At 46.6% G+C, this 16,405-nt stretch carries 21 protein-coding genes; 16 read left to right on the forward strand and 5 right to left on the reverse strand.

The window, feature by feature from the left end; all coding sequences use genetic code 11:
• Positions 1 to 25: 25 nt before the first annotated feature.
• Positions 26 to 511, reverse strand: a complete 486-nt coding sequence (locus J0L70_RS04515) for a hypothetical protein (RefSeq protein WP_287453270.1) — start codon at positions 509 to 511, stop codon at positions 26 to 28.
• A gap of 109 nt (positions 512 to 620) precedes the next feature.
• Between J0L70_RS04515 and J0L70_RS04520 the strand changes: the two genes are divergently transcribed.
• From J0L70_RS04520 to J0L70_RS04530, 3 genes are all read left to right on the forward strand, one after another.
• Positions 621 to 950 carry a slr0373 family blue light stress response protein gene (locus J0L70_RS04520; protein ID WP_017287680.1) on the forward strand — a complete coding sequence of 110 codons (330 nt, stop codon included), beginning with the start codon at positions 621 to 623 and terminating at the stop codon, positions 948 to 950.
• Positions 951 to 1,015: 65 nt separating this feature from the next.
• A complete protein-coding gene (ycf46, locus tag J0L70_RS04525) occupies positions 1,016 to 2,524 on the forward strand; it encodes a stress-responsive protein Ycf46 (RefSeq protein ID WP_017287679.1) in 1,509 nt (502 codons plus the stop codon).
• 170 nt (positions 2,525 to 2,694) lie between these two features.
• Positions 2,695 to 3,048, forward strand: a complete 354-nt coding sequence (locus J0L70_RS04530) for a DUF1257 domain-containing protein (protein ID WP_017287678.1) — start codon at positions 2,695 to 2,697, stop codon at positions 3,046 to 3,048.
• Between the two features lie 146 nt (positions 3,049 to 3,194).
• On the opposite strand, the gene J0L70_RS04535 is transcribed toward J0L70_RS04530, so the two are convergent.
• Complete coding sequence (locus tag J0L70_RS04535) at positions 3,195 to 3,482, reverse strand: YkvA family protein (protein ID WP_287453273.1); 288 nt, start codon at positions 3,480 to 3,482, stop codon at positions 3,195 to 3,197.
• Between the two features lie 101 nt (positions 3,483 to 3,583).
• On the opposite strand from J0L70_RS04535, the gene J0L70_RS04540 reads away from it, so the two are divergent.
• From J0L70_RS04540 to J0L70_RS04580, 9 genes are all read left to right on the forward strand, one after another.
• A complete protein-coding gene (locus tag J0L70_RS04540) occupies positions 3,584 to 4,759 on the forward strand; it encodes an anion transporter (protein WP_287453429.1) in 1,176 nt (391 codons plus the stop codon).
• 34 nt (positions 4,760 to 4,793) lie between these two features.
• Positions 4,794 to 5,357 carry a hypothetical protein gene (locus J0L70_RS04545; protein ID WP_287453274.1) on the forward strand — a complete coding sequence of 188 codons (564 nt, stop codon included), beginning with the start codon at positions 4,794 to 4,796 and terminating at the stop codon, positions 5,355 to 5,357.
• Complete coding sequence (locus J0L70_RS04550) at positions 5,357 to 5,740, forward strand: hypothetical protein (RefSeq protein ID WP_287453276.1); 384 nt, start codon at positions 5,357 to 5,359, stop codon at positions 5,738 to 5,740. The genes J0L70_RS04545 and J0L70_RS04550 overlap by 1 nt, the downstream gene beginning before the upstream one ends.
• Positions 5,737 to 6,189 (forward strand): HNH endonuclease, encoded by a 453-nt coding sequence (locus J0L70_RS04555; protein WP_287453278.1) that lies wholly within the window; start codon positions 5,737 to 5,739, stop codon positions 6,187 to 6,189. The genes J0L70_RS04550 and J0L70_RS04555 overlap by 4 nt, the downstream gene beginning before the upstream one ends.
• A gap of 337 nt (positions 6,190 to 6,526) precedes the next feature.
• On the forward strand, positions 6,527 to 7,168 hold the full coding sequence (locus J0L70_RS04560) for a CHRD domain-containing protein (RefSeq protein WP_017287672.1): 642 nt from the start codon (positions 6,527 to 6,529) through the stop codon (positions 7,166 to 7,168).
• Positions 7,169 to 7,422: 254 nt separating this feature from the next.
• Positions 7,423 to 8,010, forward strand: coding sequence for a sigma-70 family RNA polymerase sigma factor (locus tag J0L70_RS04565; RefSeq protein WP_287453279.1), 588 nt, complete (start codon positions 7,423 to 7,425; stop codon positions 8,008 to 8,010).
• Positions 8,011 to 8,029: 19 nt separating this feature from the next.
• A complete protein-coding gene (locus tag J0L70_RS04570; protein ID WP_197693273.1) occupies positions 8,030 to 8,776 on the forward strand; it encodes an anti-sigma factor in 747 nt (248 codons plus the stop codon).
• Positions 8,777 to 8,913: 137 nt separating this feature from the next.
• On the forward strand, positions 8,914 to 9,069 hold the full coding sequence (locus J0L70_RS04575; RefSeq protein WP_287453280.1) for a hypothetical protein: 156 nt from the start codon (positions 8,914 to 8,916) through the stop codon (positions 9,067 to 9,069).
• Between the two features lie 258 nt (positions 9,070 to 9,327).
• Positions 9,328 to 9,816: an AAC(3)-I family aminoglycoside N-acetyltransferase gene (locus J0L70_RS04580; protein ID WP_287453282.1), complete on the forward strand. Its 489-nt coding sequence runs from the start codon at positions 9,328 to 9,330 to the stop codon at positions 9,814 to 9,816.
• 143 nt (positions 9,817 to 9,959) lie between these two features.
• On the opposite strand, the gene J0L70_RS04585 is transcribed toward J0L70_RS04580, so the two are convergent.
• Entirely contained in the window at positions 9,960 to 11,111 is a 1,152-nt protein-coding gene (locus tag J0L70_RS04585) for an acyl-CoA dehydrogenase family protein (RefSeq protein WP_287453283.1), read from the reverse strand.
• 81 nt (positions 11,112 to 11,192) lie between these two features.
• Here J0L70_RS04585 and J0L70_RS04590 point away from each other — a divergent pair, with 81 nt between their 5' ends.
• From J0L70_RS04590 to J0L70_RS04600, 3 genes are all read left to right on the forward strand, one after another.
• Positions 11,193 to 11,987, forward strand: a complete 795-nt coding sequence (locus tag J0L70_RS04590; protein ID WP_287453284.1) for a winged helix-turn-helix transcriptional regulator — start codon at positions 11,193 to 11,195, stop codon at positions 11,985 to 11,987.
• Between the two features lie 205 nt (positions 11,988 to 12,192).
• Positions 12,193 to 12,414 carry a DUF433 domain-containing protein gene (locus J0L70_RS04595; protein WP_026148565.1) on the forward strand — a complete coding sequence of 74 codons (222 nt, stop codon included), beginning with the start codon at positions 12,193 to 12,195 and terminating at the stop codon, positions 12,412 to 12,414.
• A gap of 5 nt (positions 12,415 to 12,419) precedes the next feature.
• Entirely contained in the window at positions 12,420 to 12,752 is a 333-nt protein-coding gene (locus tag J0L70_RS04600; RefSeq protein WP_017287665.1) for a DUF5615 family PIN-like protein, read from the forward strand.
• 23 nt (positions 12,753 to 12,775) lie between these two features.
• On the opposite strand, the gene J0L70_RS04605 is transcribed toward J0L70_RS04600, so the two are convergent.
• Together J0L70_RS04605 and trpD are read right to left on the reverse strand one after the other, a co-directional pair.
• Positions 12,776 to 13,975, reverse strand: a complete 1,200-nt coding sequence (locus J0L70_RS04605; protein ID WP_353736609.1) for a glutathione S-transferase family protein — start codon at positions 13,973 to 13,975, stop codon at positions 12,776 to 12,778.
• Positions 13,976 to 13,977: 2 nt separating this feature from the next.
• Positions 13,978 to 15,015, reverse strand: coding sequence for an anthranilate phosphoribosyltransferase (trpD, locus tag J0L70_RS04610; protein WP_017287663.1), 1,038 nt, complete (start codon positions 15,013 to 15,015; stop codon positions 13,978 to 13,980).
• 259 nt (positions 15,016 to 15,274) lie between these two features.
• On the opposite strand from trpD, the gene J0L70_RS04615 reads away from it, so the two are divergent.
• A complete protein-coding gene (locus tag J0L70_RS04615; protein WP_017287662.1) occupies positions 15,275 to 16,330 on the forward strand; it encodes an EAL domain-containing protein in 1,056 nt (351 codons plus the stop codon).
• The last annotated feature ends 75 nt before the right edge of the window (positions 16,331 to 16,405 follow it).

Genomic DNA, 16,405 nt, shown 5'->3' on the forward strand with positions numbered 1-16,405 from the left:
CAGAAATTTGTAAAACAGAATCCTATCACTGTGAGACGCGATATCGCTTGGCAATAAAGTCAAAGAATCGATAGTAATTGCCAAACTGCACAGTCGGAGCCGTCGCCCGCCAGTGATATTCCACATCCTTCTGATGAATCGTCAACGTCATCACACTCGACTGATTCTCAACCGCGATATCTAAACGCGCAGGAACCCCCTGATCAGTCGTAAAGTTCGACTTCGGATTCTGAGATTTTTTATCGGTCGATCGCTTTAACTCCGCCCAACCCCGAATCTCTACACCGGGATTTCTCGGATCACTAAAGGCAATACCATCTTGAGCCTCTGGCGGTATCGAATCAATCCATCCCTCTGGATGCAAAAACTCAAAGCCAAACCGCTCATTTCGGTAAGTCTGCCAGCGATCGGGAAGCCGCTCCTGCTGAGAGTGCGAACCGCTCCACGGCAAGTCATTGCACCCTGTCAAACCTATCAAACTTATCAAAATCCAACTCAAACCTTGCTTCATAATGTAAACGATTGTAACAATAATGCTGTCATGCGGGCATACTGTCTTGACAGCCTGAGATTAGGCAGATATCGTAATCACATACCCGGGTAAAACGACTGAAAGTTCTATGCAAGACAAGCAGAAAGTTACGTTGTATCTTCCGCCCGAACTTCACCGCAAGCTAAAAATCCAAGCTGCAATGAGTTCAGAGGCAATGTCCGTCCTCGCAGAGAGGGCACTCAGCTTTTACCTCACATACCCGGAGGTAGTTGAGCAAGAGGAAGCTCATGGACAAACTCACCGGATTTATGACTGTCCCAGTTGTACCACTCCGGTTGTTTTAAAGAATGGTGAACTGACCGCTTTAGGGCAAAACTCAGACATCATTCTCGAAGATGAGCTATCGACCGTTTCGATCGGATCTTCCAGTGAGGAAAAGGTGGTCGTTCCCTGCTAAGGATTTATCCTCAGTAGCGTTCGCAGCCTGAACAGGTTCGCTTTACACTCTAGTGGGTCGCGGTTATGCAAGAAGAGTTAAACATCCTATTACAGGCTCAATATCCTCTAATTTATCTTGTAACCTCAGAAGAGGAACGGGCAGAGCAAGCACTTGCCCTGCTTGCCCAAACCAAGCCCCCCAAGCGATTGTATTTGTGGACGGTGACTCACGGGATTGTCGAGTATGGTCAGCCCCGCAGTGTGACCCAGCACAATACGGTTTCTCCCGAAGCCGCGATCGAGTGGGTGATGCGCCAGCGAGAGCCTGGACTCTTTGTTTTCAAAGACTTGCATCCGTTTATTGATTCGCCCGCTGTGAATCGATGGCTGCGCGATGCGATCGCATCTTTCAAAGGCACGCAAAAAGCGATCGTCTTAATGTCTCCGGTTCAAACGGTTCCGATTGAGCTAGAGAAAGAGGTTATCGTTCTGGACTTCCCACTTCCAACGATGACTGAGTTGAATCAGGTTCTCACTACTCAATTAGACCAGATCCGAAATCGCCGCATTACGACTGAAACCCGCGAGAAGTTGTTAAAAGCAGCATTAGGGTTGACGCGAGATGAGGCAGAAAAAGTTTACCGTAAGGCTCAGGTTACGAACGGGCGTTTGACCGAAGAAGAAGTTGATATTGTTCTTTCTGAGAAGAAGCAGCTGATTCGTCGGAACGGCATCCTAGAATTCATGGAAGAAGATGAGACGCTTGAGGCAGTTGGTGGCTTAGACGAATTGAAGCACTGGCTAAAACAGCGATCGAACGCCTTCACTGAGCGAGCGAGAGAGTATGGATTACCCCAGCCGAAAGGAATGTTGATTCTCGGCGTTCCGGGGTGTGGAAAATCTCTCATTGCCAAGACAACTTCCCGACTGTGGGGATTGCCTTTGCTGAGATTAGATATGGGTCGTGTCTATGATGGCTCGATGGTAGGTCGATCAGAAGCGAACCTGCGAAATGCTTTGAAGACTGCTGAATCGATTTCTCCGGCAATCTTGTTTATTGATGAAATGGACAAAGCGTTTGCTGGAACATCCGGATCAGCCGATTCAGACGGTGGAACTTCAAGCCGGATCTTCGGGTCATTCCTGACCTGGATGCAAGAGAAGACTTCTCCAGTGTTTGTGATGGCAACTGCGAACCGAGTTGAACGTTTACCTGGCGAGTTTTTAAGGAAAGGACGATTCGACGAGATCTTCTTTGTTGATCTCCCGAATGCAGAAGAGCGGAAAGAAATTTTCAGAATCCACCTTGCAAAACGCCGACGAGAAATTGAACGCTTCGATCTCGACCAGTTAGCAAGCGTCTGTGATGGATTTTCTGGAGCTGAAATTGAGCAAGCATTAGTTGCAGCGATGTATGAAGCTTTTGCTCAAGATCGAGAGTTTACTCAATTGGACATCATTGCGGCATCAAGAGCCACAATGCCGTTGTCCAAGACTATGACTGAGCAGGTAACAGCCCTTCGGGATTGGGCTAGGCAGCGCGCGCGACCTGCGGCAGCATCAGTTGCTGAATATCAGCGACTGGAGTTCTAAAAGGCTTTCTCCTGTCTTCCCAACAGGATGAAGGGCTGGGCTAGTACCAGCAGTTTGAACACCGTTTTGAAAGCTTGAATGCACAAACCATTTTTTGAGCATGTAAGCCTCAAAACATCTAAACCTAAACGTTGTCGTTGTTTTCAACTTTCCACGGAGGAAACCCTAAAATGTCTCACTTTAGCACTCTTCGCACCAAGATCACCGACGCAGAAATCCTCAAGTCTTCTCTGCGCGATTTGGGCATCTCGGTTAAGACCGAAGCTGATGTTCGCGGCTACAACGGTCAGCGGGTTCGTTCTGACATCGTTGCAGTTCTTGATGGCGAGTATGATTTGGGCTGGTCGCGGAACGCTGATGGTTCCTTCGATTTGATCGCTGACCTTTGGGGTGTGGCGAAGAAGCACAATCAAACCGAATTGATCAATTCGATCAACCAGAAGTATGCGGTTAACAAGACCTTGGCTGAAGTCAAGCGCCCTGGCTTGAACAACGCTAACGTGAAGTTGGTCGTTCAAAATTAGTTTCTCTGCGCGTTCCCAAGCTGGCGGGTTAGCTTTTGTAGTTAGCCCGTTTTTTTGTGCTTGAGTTTGTGCTTAGGGGAGCGGGGAATTAGGGGAATGGGGGATAAGAAATCACTTCTCCCAACTCCCCCATTCTCCCAATTTTTTTAGCTGATCGTTTTTGCGTCAACATCGACTGCTTCAGCAGGTGTGCCATCAACCGTTGCGGTCGTTGTACCCTTCTGGGCTTTGAGGCGATCCATTAGCATTGAAGAGACTTCAGCAACCAGTAAGCCAAGAACGACGGTATCGTCAATCTGACCGATCAGAGGAATCATGTCAGGGAGTAAGTCGATCGGGCTAAACAAGTAAACCAGAGTTCCTGCAACAATCAACCAACGGTATTTCGAGTTGCGAACGAGATTGCGATACCAATCGTAAAATGGAAGCTTCATAATTTGGTGTGCTCTCACTTGATGCTTTCTATCATGTCAAATCCTAGAGAAGCTGTCTTGGGGGGAAAACTGTCTAAAGAAGGGGGAGAAACCGTCTATTGGTGAAGTATTTCGTGATTGCGATCGCATATCTCGGCTTAGCGATTGGTTCTTTCCCTGGACTGCGCATGAATCGCGCCACAATTGCACTTGCAAGTTCAGGATTTCTCATTGCTTTAGGCGTATTGAATCTGCAAGACGCTTGGCGCGCAATCGATGTAACCACGATTGTATTCTTGCTCAGCACGATGATTGTGAATGCAGGCTTGTCACAAGCTGGATTTTTTCAACTGGCGATCGCTCATCTTCTCAACATTACCCATAGTCCATTCGGGTTACTCACCGTTCTTACTTTTGGAGTCGCTGCATTATCGGCTTTCTTTCTGAATGATGCAATGGCACTGATTTTCACGCCGCTGATTTTGGATTTGGCGCGAACTTTGCGAATCAATCCGATTCCTTATTTACTAGCAATGGCAGGGGCAACGAATCTTGGCTCTGTTGCCACAATTAGCGGGAATCCACAGAATATTTTGATTGGATCATTTTCCAAAATCGGCTATTTGGACTTTGCTAAGGCACTCACGCCGATCGCGATTTTTGGCTTATGCGTTCAACTTGCATTGCTGTATTGGATGTATCCCGAAGTTAGATCGACGACTCCACAAGAATTTTCGCTGCCTCAACCTCGCGTCTATCGACCTTTGTTGTTCAAAACTGTGAGCGTGACGGCAGCAATGTTGATTGCATTTGTTGTGGGATTGCCTTTAGCGGAATGTGCTTTGGTCGCTGCTAGTATTTTGTTGATTACTCGGAGGTTAAAGCCTGATCGCTTACTGCAACCTGTCGATTGGAATTTGCTCGTTCTATTTTCGGGATTGTTTATTCTCACCAAAGCGACCCAAGATTTGAATGTATTTGCACCACTGACTCAAGCGATTGATCATCCAGCTAAATTTCTCAGCGTGACTGCAATTTTGTCGAATCTCGTTTCTAATGTTCCAGCCGTTTTGTTATTGCACCCTTTGATTGCACAGAACGATTCTCAATCTTGGTTACGGCTTGCAGCAGGTTCAACATTAGCAGGCAATTTGACGATTTTTGGCTCGGTTGCGAATTTGATCATGATTGAAGCAGCAGGGAGATTAGGATATCGATTATCGTTTTTGGAGCATGTGAAATTTGGGTTGCCATTGACACTGATAACTTTATGTATGACTTATTTCTGGATTCGTTGAATTCGTATAATAAGTGAAGCTTACGAGGTCGAGTATGGCATCAAAGGATCAGCTTCAAAGTGTTTTGAAAGCAAAATACGGAATCAATAAAAATATTAGTCAAGCGTTGAGCAAAGAGGAGTGTGAACGCTTGTTAGATGTGTTAAGTCTTGAGCCGAGCGCTGCAAAATTAGTCGAGTCCTTTGCAGTCAAGAATTCTAGCTTAGGAAGCAATAATGCTTACTATGGCAGACTCAAAAGCAAGGCAGAGACTGAACTCAAATCATTGCAGGCTGAGTATCAAGAATTAGAGGCATCCATCTCTTTAATCGAAGCTGATAAATTGAAATTACTCGATCGTAAACAACAATTAGAACAAGAGTACGCAAAGCTCTCTACTGAAGTTCAACAACTTTCGACAAAGGTTGAGACGCTCTCTTCGGAGAATCTTGAACTAGTTGGAGCAAATGAGCAGCTGAAAAAAGATAACAAAGCGTTGAAAACGTTTGTCGATGCGATCAAGCTGCGATTAGCAAGAGATACCAAAGAACTGTTGCAGTACGAAGATAGTCAGCTTCGGAAAGCGATTATTCGGTTGTTTCGTTGGACGCTCGGATAATGGCGAAACGAACTTTTCAAGGCATGAACTATCGTGAGCTGCAGAAAGCAAACTCACAGACTCGATCGCAGCTTAGTAAAGAAAGCCAAACGCTGTTAAAAGCAAGCGGACTCAAGAATACTGGATGGGACAATGTGATTGCGTTGTATCAGCGCATCCAGGAATTACTCGACAGCGATCGCGTATCTGAAGATCTCTCACTCGAAGAACTCTTTCTCGAAGTGGATCGAATTGGCAAAAAATATCAAACCCAAGAAGAGATTGAAGAATTTAATCAAAAGCTCGCCAAAGAAGTTGCCGAAATCGGAGAATTAGTCGATCGACAATTTCCTGATACGGAACCTGAAATCATTGACTTCTCTAAACCCAAGCCCAGACGATGAATCTTGACGATAAAAGCTTAGAAGAACTCTTCAAACTTGCCGCTGTAGTTGGAAACAAACGATATCACAAGCTGACGGCTCAGGATTTTGAGGACTATCGAAAATATGACGATTGGCGATATGTCAATGGGGATAGTGAATGTGGAACGACGTTAGAGAGCCAAACCTGGGTCAAAGAACATTCCGATCGAGACTGTCCGATTTGTGATCAGAAATATTCGTTCAAAAGTGGCAGAACGATCGATCACAAATTGCCCCGCGCACAATATCCTTGGCTCTCAATGGATTTCCGAAACTTCTGGGTGATTTGCCAGCAGTGTAATCGCGAAAAAGCTGAAATGAATTGGTATGAGTACGAGCATTATATTTATGTGAATTATCTCGATCGATATCCTGTGATTCGAGATGCAAGACCAAGGGAATTACTACGATCTCTAAAACAGAGCTAACGGAAGATCACACAATTCAGTATCTTTCAGTCCAAATAATCGTCATGCCGCATATGCCAACTCCGCACAACTCAAACGAGGGCGACATTTTATCAGACCTGTTGATACACTCAACTGCGCAATAGGCAATTCGTAATGCCAGAAATCTTAGTCGAACTGTTTTAAAGAGAGCACAGAATCACCATCGAACGCTTAGCCACGCTGTTTTCCCAACCGATTCTGTTTGCAAGCCGACGAATGCTCTTCTCTAAAAACTAAAAAATTAGAATCCCCATACATCCAAATCATCGCCTGCTTCGTACTATTGCCAGAAATCTACTAACTAAGGCTAGTCCTGATGAATAAGACAAAGCGAGTACTCTCCAATTTTCTGCTTGGCACGATCGCCTGTGTATTGATAATCGGTCTCTCAACAGCAGCTTCTTTGAGTAAAATTGCACCATCCTTCAACACATTCCAATCGGCTCAACCAACCCAGATTCAGAATCCAATCAATCAGCATTTGATGGCAGATTTACAAGAAGCTGAGTCCGTTCTTATGGCTCAAGGAATGTCTAGCAGTTCTTTGCAACGCTATGCAGCCATCTTGACGAACAATAATGTAGTACCGAACGCACCCTCAACTTCTGCAACGGGTGTAGCTGGCGCAGCATTGGCAGGAGATCGTCTCATTGTTCGGGGAGACTTTGGGGGGCTATCTAGTGGTTTACGTGACTATGCAGCAGACCCCGTTAATCCTCCGAATCCTAACATCACCTCTGCGGTTCACATCCATCGGGGCGAACCTAACCAGAACGGACCCTTCCAATATGCGCTAACTGTAACATTGAACGATACTGCAATGGGCGGTAGATTTGCCGGAGAGTATACTCTGACGGCTGAACAGCTTCAGGCACTCTCTGAAGGCAACCTCTATGTCGATATTCACACCAAGCAGAATCGGGCTGGAGAATTGCGCGGCATTTTTCGAGCACTCTAATCCAGATGCCTTGATTGGGAACCATGCAAAATGAGGGCGAAAGTAGCAATGACGATATCTAGCAAGCGTAGCCTTCTGCGAACAGCGTAGTATACTTGCAAGAATAATTTAACCAACTCACGGGCAAACTCTTGGACGGATTCGGTAGCTTCTGCCGCGCCAGAGCTTGAGATTGCCTGTGTTTTTCATCTTTATTCGTTTTCTGCAAACTTCCGACTCTATGCCCTCGTCCCCAAAAACAAATTGTTTTGTGTATGCCGTCTGAGCCGTCTGCTAACCAAGCCTCCCCCGAGTCGAACCAGACAGATGCAGAATTAATTCTGGCATTGAGCAATGGTCAGACTGTTGCGCTCGGTGTGATCTATGATCGCCACGCCGGGTTAGTCTACGGAATCGCACTCAGTACCCTTAGCAATGCTCAAGAGGCTGAAGACTTAACCCAAGATATCTTTCTGACACTGGCAAAAGGGACAACCTACGACCCAAAGCGCGGATCTCTCCGTACTTTTCTGGCAATTTTGACGCGATCGCGGGCACGGGATCGATTGAGATCGCGCAACAGTGCGCGTCAAACGCTCGATCGTTGGAAACTGGGTGGACAGGCTGAGAGCGCCCCGAATGTTCCGCTTGAGCGTGCCTTTCAACACGAGCAATCCCAGGAAGTCCGTAACGCCTTAGCTCAGTTGTCAGACGATCAACAGCAAATTTTGAAAATGGCTTACTATGATGGGCTTAGCCAATCAGAAATTGCTAAACAACTGGAGATTCCACTGGGTACGGTAAAAGGGAGAGCGAGAACAGGACTGCTCAAATTACGCAAAGCGCTGACAAGTTTAAACTAAAGAGTTGATGGGGATGGCGATGTCGATGCCTTCAGAAGAGTTACAGCTACTCATTGCAGGTTATGTCCTAGGTGACCTCAGCCCAGAGGAGGCAGCAGAATTTGAGCGTTTATTGGAGCGAGAGCCAGCGATCGCAGAAGAAATTACCCAAATGCAAAAAGCTCTAGAAGTGTCTCACGTTTCACCCGAGTTGGCACCTCCAATTTCTCTACGTTCCATGATTTTAGAGAATGCCCAGATAGCTAATTCTAAAACCAGCATACGGACTGTCTCCAGACCGGGTCGATCTCTTTCTTGGCGAAGTGGAATGGAGGTTGCGGCAGCAGTCCTGATTGTTGCGTTAGGAATTAACAATTACGGGTTGCGGCAAGCTCTACAAACTAGCCAAACTGAAACACAGCGCTATGCGGCACTGACTTATATTCTAGATGCAACGAGTGGTAACCAGGGTTCTGCAACAATGGTGGTCAATCCAAACACACTAGAAGCAACGCTTGTCGTCAAGAACTTACCGCCTCTACCCCCGGGCAAAGTTTATGCGTTATGGACTGTTTTGAAACCAGATGCTCCCTTCACTACAGACCAGAAACAGGCAATCTTGACAGAAGCTTTCCAGGTCAATGATCGCAGCGAATTTTCCCAAACGCTCTCAGTTCCCAAAGCCTACCGTTCTAAAAAACTGGTGACGAAAGTTGCAGTCACAATTGAAGATAGCGATGCTCCTCAAAAACATACGGGTGCGCCCATTCTGATCGCAAATCTGTGAGGAGGCTAATTTCACAATGTAGCGTTTCTGCCAACGCATCGTTTTGCTCCCCTCATCGTGTGATTTATGGCACTGTTTTGAGGGCGATCGCGTGCGTCAGGTGCCAACTTGGTTATATCTCAAGGGTGAATAGCGATATGGTGTGGGAATTGATCATTCCGGTACTGCTCTTGTCTACCCATAGCTCCCTCTGCACACCGACCGTACAAAAACTGCTGCATCTAGTTGCTGGCGTGAATACGAGTCATGAGACAGCCTATACCAAGATGCTTGCTCAACGTTTTCTACACTGAACCTGTAGATGTCGTTATGCAGAGACCAAACGAGCCTGGTTACAATCGAGTAGACGTTTTTGTATTAGACAATTGGCGCTAATAAGATAGGTTTAAGAAAGATAAAGGTTTGAGAAGGATATAGTAGCTATGTCCAACAACCCACACCCGGCCGTTTAGAACCGAGATTATTGAAGTCCGAAAGCTCCTTGCAGCAAGTAAAGCGAGACATTATACATTTTCACCGATCATTTTTCTGCGTTGCCCCAATCAATAGATATGAAAACGCCATCTTCTGAGCCAATTAGCATTCGTCAGCTTACCTCCAACGACTTGACACTGATGGAAGACTTATTAGCTACCTTCGGTGAGGCTTTCGACGAAGTTGATACCTATAACTCATTTCGCCCAAGTCATACCTATCTCAAGCGGTTGCTCAGCAGCGATTATTTCATCGCGCTTGCAGCGTTAAAGAATGGTTCAGTCGTTGGAGGTCTTGCTGCTTATGAACTTCAGAAGTTTGAGCAGGAGCGTAGTGAAATTTATATTTACGATCTCGCTGTTGCAGCAGCGCATCGACGCGAAGGCATTGCCACCGCGCTAATTCAGGAACTGAAGAAGATTGCTGTCGCGCGATCGGCTTATGTTATTTTCGTACAAGCAGATCTCGGAGATGATCCTGCGATCGCACTTTATACCAAGCTTGGAACACGCGAAGATGTATTTCATTTCGATATTGCTGTTGTGAATAGCGATGACGACGCATAACATCGATCCAAATGCAGGGAGCAGTTGAAAGATATTGAATTGCCAAAGTTACTCGCCGCCGCTCACTTAGAAAGTTGGCAGGGAAAGAGCGATCGCTTTTTTACTCTCTAAAAAAGCGATCGCTCTACACAAAAGACACTGCTCTACAAAGAAGACGTATCCCACCCGAGTGCCAGTTGTCCCGACAGCTTGCGCTGAGCCTCTTCCCGCAAAGGATGATAGCGCGCTCCCTGCACATCACGGAACAATTTTTCTAGCCCCAGTTTGCGATAGAACGCACTTCCCCCCGCAGCTTCCATTGCTAGATCAGCGACATTGAGAACGGCTTTCGCAACCAGTGTCCGTCCCGTCATGATCTGATTTGTAGTTTCAAAGCTAGGTTGACTGACGACAGCAGTAGAAATCATATGCTGAAGCGCTAGCTTTGCCGCCATCAATTCATTGTCTAAACCTCCCACCATATAGCAGCAATGTTCATCGGTATGACGTTTCATTGCGAGTTGAACTGCGCGATCGCGTGCCGCTTCTGCAACCCCAACATAAACGGAATAGATTAATGGAATCGCGATCATCGAGATCAGATGAAAAATAAAATGCCACTTTCCTTGTTCCCGCCGTAGAGCAACTGCCGCATCCGGGACAAACACATCAGACAACACAACATCATGGGAACCCGTTCCCCGCATTCCCATCGCTTGCCAAGTCGGTTCAATCGAAACACCTTGAGCAGTCATCGGCACACCAAAATGTAGGACTGTAGAACCTTGTTCTGGGTCTTGATAAACAGCACTCGTCATTAATAAATTCGCCACAGGCGCACCACTCGCAAATACTTTACGAGCGGTAACGAGAAATCCACCCTCTACTTTGACAGCCGTACCAGCACTCTGTAACCAATCTGAACCACCACTACTCAGCAGCACAAGTTGCTCAGCCGCGACTCGTTTGAGCAATCCATCCACTGGAGCATTTTGATGCTGCCATCGCCAAGTCGGTATCATCACCTGATGGGTATGCATTGAAAAGGCAAGCGCAGTTGAACTGCAATAGCGTCCTAAGATACGCAGTACAGTACAGAGATCAGCATAACTAGCACCCCCTCCACCCAGTTCACTTGGAACACCCGCAGCAGTCAGGCCAACTGATTTTAATCTGGCAATATTATCAGCAACAAATAAGTCTGATTCATCTGCTTCAGTTTCTCGTGCTGCAAACTGTTTACCTAAAGATTCTGCTAGGGATGCCCAATCCACAACTTGCTGCTGCACCATCGATATAGTTTGTAGTTCCGGCATAAATCATGGCTCCTTTAAGTCTTGTGATGCTCCCATTCTGATTGAGCGAATAAAGTGCTACAAGTTCAATATCTGAACCTGATGGCAATTCTCTCCCAAAGCATTATGAGAAAGGGGTATGGGCAATTCTGTCCGGTAGCAAAGGCAGCGGAAGTCGTTGGCGATCGCTGGGCGCTCCTTGTGCTGCGAGAAATGCTGTATGGCAATCGCTACTTTAATGACATCAGTCGAGGCGTGCCCTTAATGTCTCGTGCCCTCTTATCTCAACGACTCAAAGAACTTGAGAAGATGGGTGTTGTCATTAGCCATGAAAAAGAAACAGGGCAAGGGTATGAGTATCTGCTAACGCCAGCCGGAGAAGCGCTACGCCCGATTGTTGAAGCAATGGGTGTTTGGGCACAACAATGGGGGAGTGAACAAATTGCCCCAGAAGATTTGGATGATGCCTTATTAATGTGGGGAATGAGACGGCGAGTGAACCTTGAGGCTGTACCCTCGCAAAAGCTAGTCCTACAGTTTGACTTTCAAGGATTAACCAAAACGCGCAAAACTCAGCGCAGTTGGTGGCTGGTGATCGAAGGTGGAGAAGTCGATGTATGTCAAAAAAATCCAGGCTTTGAAGTCGATGTCTTAATATCGGCTGATTTGAGTGCGTTTACCCATGTCTGGATGGGATATACGCCTCTGAAACTTGCCCTTCAGCAAGAGACAATCTGTTTGGAGGGCGATCGCAATCTCGTGCGTCAGGTACCAGCTTGGTTATATCTCAACGGTGAATGGCGTTATGGTATGGGAATTGATCACTCTGCAATGCAGCTCATGCAGGCTAATCACAAGCATATTGCTGCAGAATGCAATGAAATTTCTGGCTCTTAACGAAATTAGGATTATTTTCTAGCTCGACTAAATCAGCGATCGCTTTATAATAATTTTGCTGTCACAAAACGATGCTGAGTGATCGGTGAAAGACAAAGGTTATCTGGGGCAAGAGATTAAAGCTATTACACGCAAGACATTCAATGGTTTTTAAGCTTGCTACAAAATTATTCCAAAATGCCAATAATGATGAATGACTAAAACTATGAATTACCGAGACTTCATCACAATTGAACCCAATAAACGTGGTGGAAAGCCCTGCGTACGTGGCTTAAGAATTACAGTTTATGAAGTACTTGAGTATCTAGCCTCCGAGATGACCGAAGCAGAAATTCTCGAGGATTTTCCAGATTTGACGCGAGAAGACTTAAAAGCTTGCATTGCTTATGCCGCCGATCGTGAGCGTCGAGTTATGATCGCTCCCTGATCCGCATGAAGTTACTTTTTGATGAAAACTTGTCCCCCAAGTTGCCGAATCGTTTGATTGATCTTTTTCCAAACTCGCTTCATGTTCGAGATGTGGGCATGAAAGCAACAATCGATCCGATTGTTTGGGATTATGCAAAAGACAATGATTTGATGATTGTCTCAAAAGATGCAGACATGCATGACCTGAGCTTATTATTTGGGAATCCCCCAAAAGTGATTTGGCTTCGTCTAGGCAACTGTTCAACTTGCGATGTTGAACAGTTGCCTAGACGAGACTTTAACGCAATCAAATCATTCTATGAAGATCAGAACTTATCGCTGCTCGCTCTATCGTAATGCTTCATTGAGAAAGCAGCACGTTACAAGCTGACGAAATTCGCTGGATCTTGATCGCGTCGATGTCTACTAGGAATGGGCGTACCCTGTTGATTGCCGACTAATGCCGCCGTTTTTTCTAATGCAGTTCTCAATCGTTTTGCAGCATAAATCGACATATCGCGCGGAACACTAATGCGATCGCGCAAATATCTCAAAGCCACATCTGACCCAGCAGGCGGCGTACAAATTTCACCCGTCATCATGAAGGTCAACGCACAACGCAGCGCTTCATCCATTAAGCGATCGTCTGCCGGATTGACGCGAATAATGTTCTGATGATGCTTCACCACCCGATGTAATGCCTCCGCACGAGACGTTTCAGGCTCTGGGTAAGTCACATCCGGTAAACCGTCCCATGCTCCGCGATCGACGCGGGACTGATTGATCTGAGTCTGAGGATCTTGATTCTCATGGCACCCACCCATTTGCGGCGGTAGATCATGCGCATGCGTATGGAAATCGCTTTGAGTCCCGCGATAGGTCGATCGAGTTTCCATCGCATCAAACCAAGCCGACATGCGCGGATTCTCTTCTCGCATCGAATAGCCTTTGTAGTAATAAAGACTGGCATTCATCCGTTCTACATAAGGTGTGAAGACCACATCGACAATGCCGAAGTCTTCTAAGAAATACGGCCCAGGCATTTGACTCAATGCTGCTTCAACCTGAGCCATAATCCGCACAAACTGCTCCCGATTGCGCTGGTCTTCCCGGGCTGAATTCGCCGGATAACAGAGCCACGCACACCAGGCGCGAAACAACAACCGCTCCAAACGCCGCAGAGGAACAACCTTAGGATCATTCATACTCCAACCCAAGGCACCGAATTCTCGCTCTAGCGCCATGAGAATATCATCGCTTTCAGTAATGATCCGCCCGTCTAGCTCGATCGCAGGTAGCATACCCGAAGGCACTTTCCGCTTATACCAACTCTCCTTTTCCCCATAGCAAAACATCGTCACTTTCTCGATTCGATAGGGGATTTGCTTCTCTTCGAGCCAGAGCCAGACTTTCTGACAATAGGGACACCACGCATGATGATCGCGATATAGCGTCACTCTGACATCTGATTCGGACTTGCCAAACAGACGCAATCGAGACTGAGCATTGGTATTGCCATTGACTCGATCGATCTGAAAATCTGTCAGAGCTTCCAGTTCTTCCCAACTAAGAGCAGCCATAGTTATTTTAGAAATTCCACCAGTTGATTCAGTTTGTCCCAAGCCGCACCAGAAGCAATGACCTCTTTTGCGCGATCGACGCCTTGCTGATAGGAATCCACGGCTTGCCCGACGCGGAGCGCTAATGCAGCATTTAACGCCACAGCTTCTTGTTGGGCTTGCGTCCCTTTTCCTTGTAGCACTGATTTGAGAATTTCGGAGTTCTCATCCACATCTCCACCGCGCAATGACTCAATCGCAGCTTTCTGTAAACCAAATTCCTGCGGGTCAATGCTCGTCAGTTCAACCTGTCCCTGATTGAGAACTGCCATATCGGTTAAGTCTCCGAGTCCTGCTTCGTCGAGTTTTTCTCGACCGTGAAGCACGATCGCAGATTCTTTCCCTAACATTTTCAAAGCTTCCGCGATCGGTTCGAGTAACGTCGCATTAAACACACCAATGACCTGTCCTGTCGGCTGCATCGGATTAACTAGAGGTCCTAGCAGGTTGAACACCGTTCGGACTTTCAGCATTCGTCGCATCGGAGCGACCACTTTCAGCGCAGGATGCCAACCGGGAGCAAAAAGAAACGTAATACCGACTTCAGAAATTGCTGCTTGAATCTGATCCGGCGATGCTGCCAAATTGACACCTAACGCTTCTAGAACATCTGCCGAGCCGACTCGACTTGATGCCGATCGATTGCCATGTTTTGCCACACGCAGCCCTGCTGCCGCCGCCACAAACGCAACTGCCGTCGAAATATTAAACGTTGAAGCCCCATCTCCCCCCGTTCCGCAAGTATCAATCACAGGGAAAGCCAGGCGATCGCTCACGTGTGCCTGAGACTGCAAAACCGTTGCCATCCCCGCCAATTCTGCGGCTGAGACCCCCTTCGACTGTAATGCAGCTAAAATCGCACCCGATAGAACGGGCGGAATCTGATCATTGAGCCAGCCCTGCATGAGGGTTGAAGCTTGTTCGATCGATAAAGAATCTCGATCGAGAATTTGCTGAAGCAGTTCTGACCATTGATTAGTCTCTATTGTCGGGGAAATCATAGAAAATATAGGGCGAAATAGCGCTTTAAAATAATCTCATGCATCGGATTTCTTGCGGATTTTTCACCCAAATTGTGGAAATTACATGAAGTAATGGGCAAATGGAGCAAGATTCGATCAATCCTTGATACGGTGGAGATGCGGATTATTTATCCGCCAAATCAAGTAGCAATTTTTTCGCGACTTGTGCTGAGAAGGGTATCAGGTCATCTCCATTGCATTATTAGCATTCAGCTTGCAAAGGAAAGGGTGTTTGTTTGTGCAGATTCAGAATCAATTCAATCCCTCGCTGAATTTAGTCGTCCAGCCGGGAGATCGAGAAACGCATTTAGCATTGTATCAATTGGGGTTTCAGAAAGTTGCAGCTTTGCCGCAACTGCTCTATCGTGCAGTCAGCGAATTTGAACTCTCTGCGCTCTTTGTTGGGCTTTGCCAGCGAGTTTCTGAGATTGGTCAAGCGATGTCACGCTATGTTCTGACGCGATCGCCGTTAGATGCTCAACATTTGCTACATGAATTTCTGAAAGCCCAGCCGCTGCACCAAATGACAAAGCTGGTCAAACACGCCTGGTTTTTCCAAGTTCTGGCAAAGCAACAATTATTTTTTAATTACCAGCCGATTTTTGATCTCGATTCGCGTCGGGTGGTCGCACATGAATGTTTAGCCAGAGCGCGCAATGCTCAAGGGCAACAGTTCAATGGACAGCAATTGATCGATGCAGCGCTGTCGATGAACTTGACGCGCGAATTTGATAATTTGGCACGATCGATTTGCTTAACAGCCCTAGCGGAATGGAATCAGTCTGATCGTCCCATCTTTTTTATTAACGTCTTACCGAATGCGATCGCACATAATCCCGAATCGTTAGAACAGAATTTTCAGCAGATTCTCGATTTAGGGCTGCATCCAGGGCAAATCGTATTTGAACTGACAGAAGTTGAAGCGTTGACCCATCATCCCAATCTGCATAAAGTCATTCACCAAATTCGGGCGAATGGGTTCGGATTAGCACTCGATGATTTGGGAAGTAATGTTGCGCTCGATCATTACTGTACCGAGTTGCGACCAGATGTGATTAAGCTCGATCGTCGAATTGTCCACGGCTGTAGCCGATACGAAATGAAGCAAGTCATGGTCAAGAGCTTTGTTCAAGCTGCCCAAGAGCTTGAAATTACGGTCTTGGCGGAAGGGTTAGAAACCCTAGAAGACATCGAATTTTGTCGATCGATTGGAGTCAACCTCGGTCAAGGCTTCGGCTTGGGTATGCCCGGTCAAACTCCGATCGGCGCAACGCCTGAAAAAGTTGTCTGCTAAAACTTGCTTTCCTGAGATGAGACTTTTCTCTAAGTTTGATTTCTCATCGAGTTAGAGAAGTAAGGTGCAGAGCCA

The organism is Leptolyngbya sp. UWPOB_LEPTO1, assembly GCF_017302695.1.
GTDB lineage: Bacteria > Cyanobacteriota > Cyanobacteriia > Leptolyngbyales > Leptolyngbyaceae > Leptolyngbya > Leptolyngbya boryana.

Bases quoted from the DNA above. Each gene is read 5' to 3' on its own strand.
- J0L70_RS04515 (WP_287453270.1), bottom strand. From the start codon at position 511: ATGAAGCAAGGTTTGAGTTGGATTTTGATAAGTTTGATAGGTTTGACA.
- J0L70_RS04520 (WP_017287680.1), top strand. From the start codon at position 621: ATGCAAGACAAGCAGAAAGTTACGTTGTATCTTCCGCCCGAACTTCAC.
- ycf46 (WP_017287679.1), top strand. From the start codon at position 1,016: ATGCAAGAAGAGTTAAACATCCTATTACAGGCTCAATATCCTCTAATT.
- J0L70_RS04530 (WP_017287678.1), top strand. From the start codon at position 2,695: ATGTCTCACTTTAGCACTCTTCGCACCAAGATCACCGACGCAGAAATC.
- J0L70_RS04535 (WP_287453273.1), bottom strand. From the start codon at position 3,482: ATGAAGCTTCCATTTTACGATTGGTATCGCAATCTCGTTCGCAACTCG.
- J0L70_RS04545 (WP_287453274.1), top strand. From the start codon at position 4,794: ATGGCATCAAAGGATCAGCTTCAAAGTGTTTTGAAAGCAAAATACGGA.
- J0L70_RS04550 (WP_287453276.1), top strand. From the start codon at position 5,357: ATGGCGAAACGAACTTTTCAAGGCATGAACTATCGTGAGCTGCAGAAA.
- J0L70_RS04555 (WP_287453278.1), top strand. From the start codon at position 5,737: ATGAATCTTGACGATAAAAGCTTAGAAGAACTCTTCAAACTTGCCGCT.
- J0L70_RS04560 (WP_017287672.1), top strand. From the start codon at position 6,527: ATGAATAAGACAAAGCGAGTACTCTCCAATTTTCTGCTTGGCACGATC.
- J0L70_RS04565 (WP_287453279.1), top strand. From the start codon at position 7,423: ATGCCGTCTGAGCCGTCTGCTAACCAAGCCTCCCCCGAGTCGAACCAG.
- J0L70_RS04570 (WP_197693273.1), top strand. From the start codon at position 8,030: ATGTCGATGCCTTCAGAAGAGTTACAGCTACTCATTGCAGGTTATGTC.
- J0L70_RS04575 (WP_287453280.1), top strand. From the start codon at position 8,914: ATGGTGTGGGAATTGATCATTCCGGTACTGCTCTTGTCTACCCATAGC.
- J0L70_RS04580 (WP_287453282.1), top strand. From the start codon at position 9,328: ATGAAAACGCCATCTTCTGAGCCAATTAGCATTCGTCAGCTTACCTCC.
- J0L70_RS04585 (WP_287453283.1), bottom strand. From the start codon at position 11,111: ATGCCGGAACTACAAACTATATCGATGGTGCAGCAGCAAGTTGTGGAT.
- J0L70_RS04590 (WP_287453284.1), top strand. From the start codon at position 11,193: ATGGCAATTCTCTCCCAAAGCATTATGAGAAAGGGGTATGGGCAATTC.
- J0L70_RS04595 (WP_026148565.1), top strand. From the start codon at position 12,193: ATGAATTACCGAGACTTCATCACAATTGAACCCAATAAACGTGGTGGA.
- J0L70_RS04600 (WP_017287665.1), top strand. From the start codon at position 12,420: ATGAAGTTACTTTTTGATGAAAACTTGTCCCCCAAGTTGCCGAATCGT.
- J0L70_RS04605 (WP_353736609.1), bottom strand. From the start codon at position 13,975: ATGGCTGCTCTTAGTTGGGAAGAACTGGAAGCTCTGACAGATTTTCAG.
- trpD (WP_017287663.1), bottom strand. From the start codon at position 15,015: ATGATTTCCCCGACAATAGAGACTAATCAATGGTCAGAACTGCTTCAG.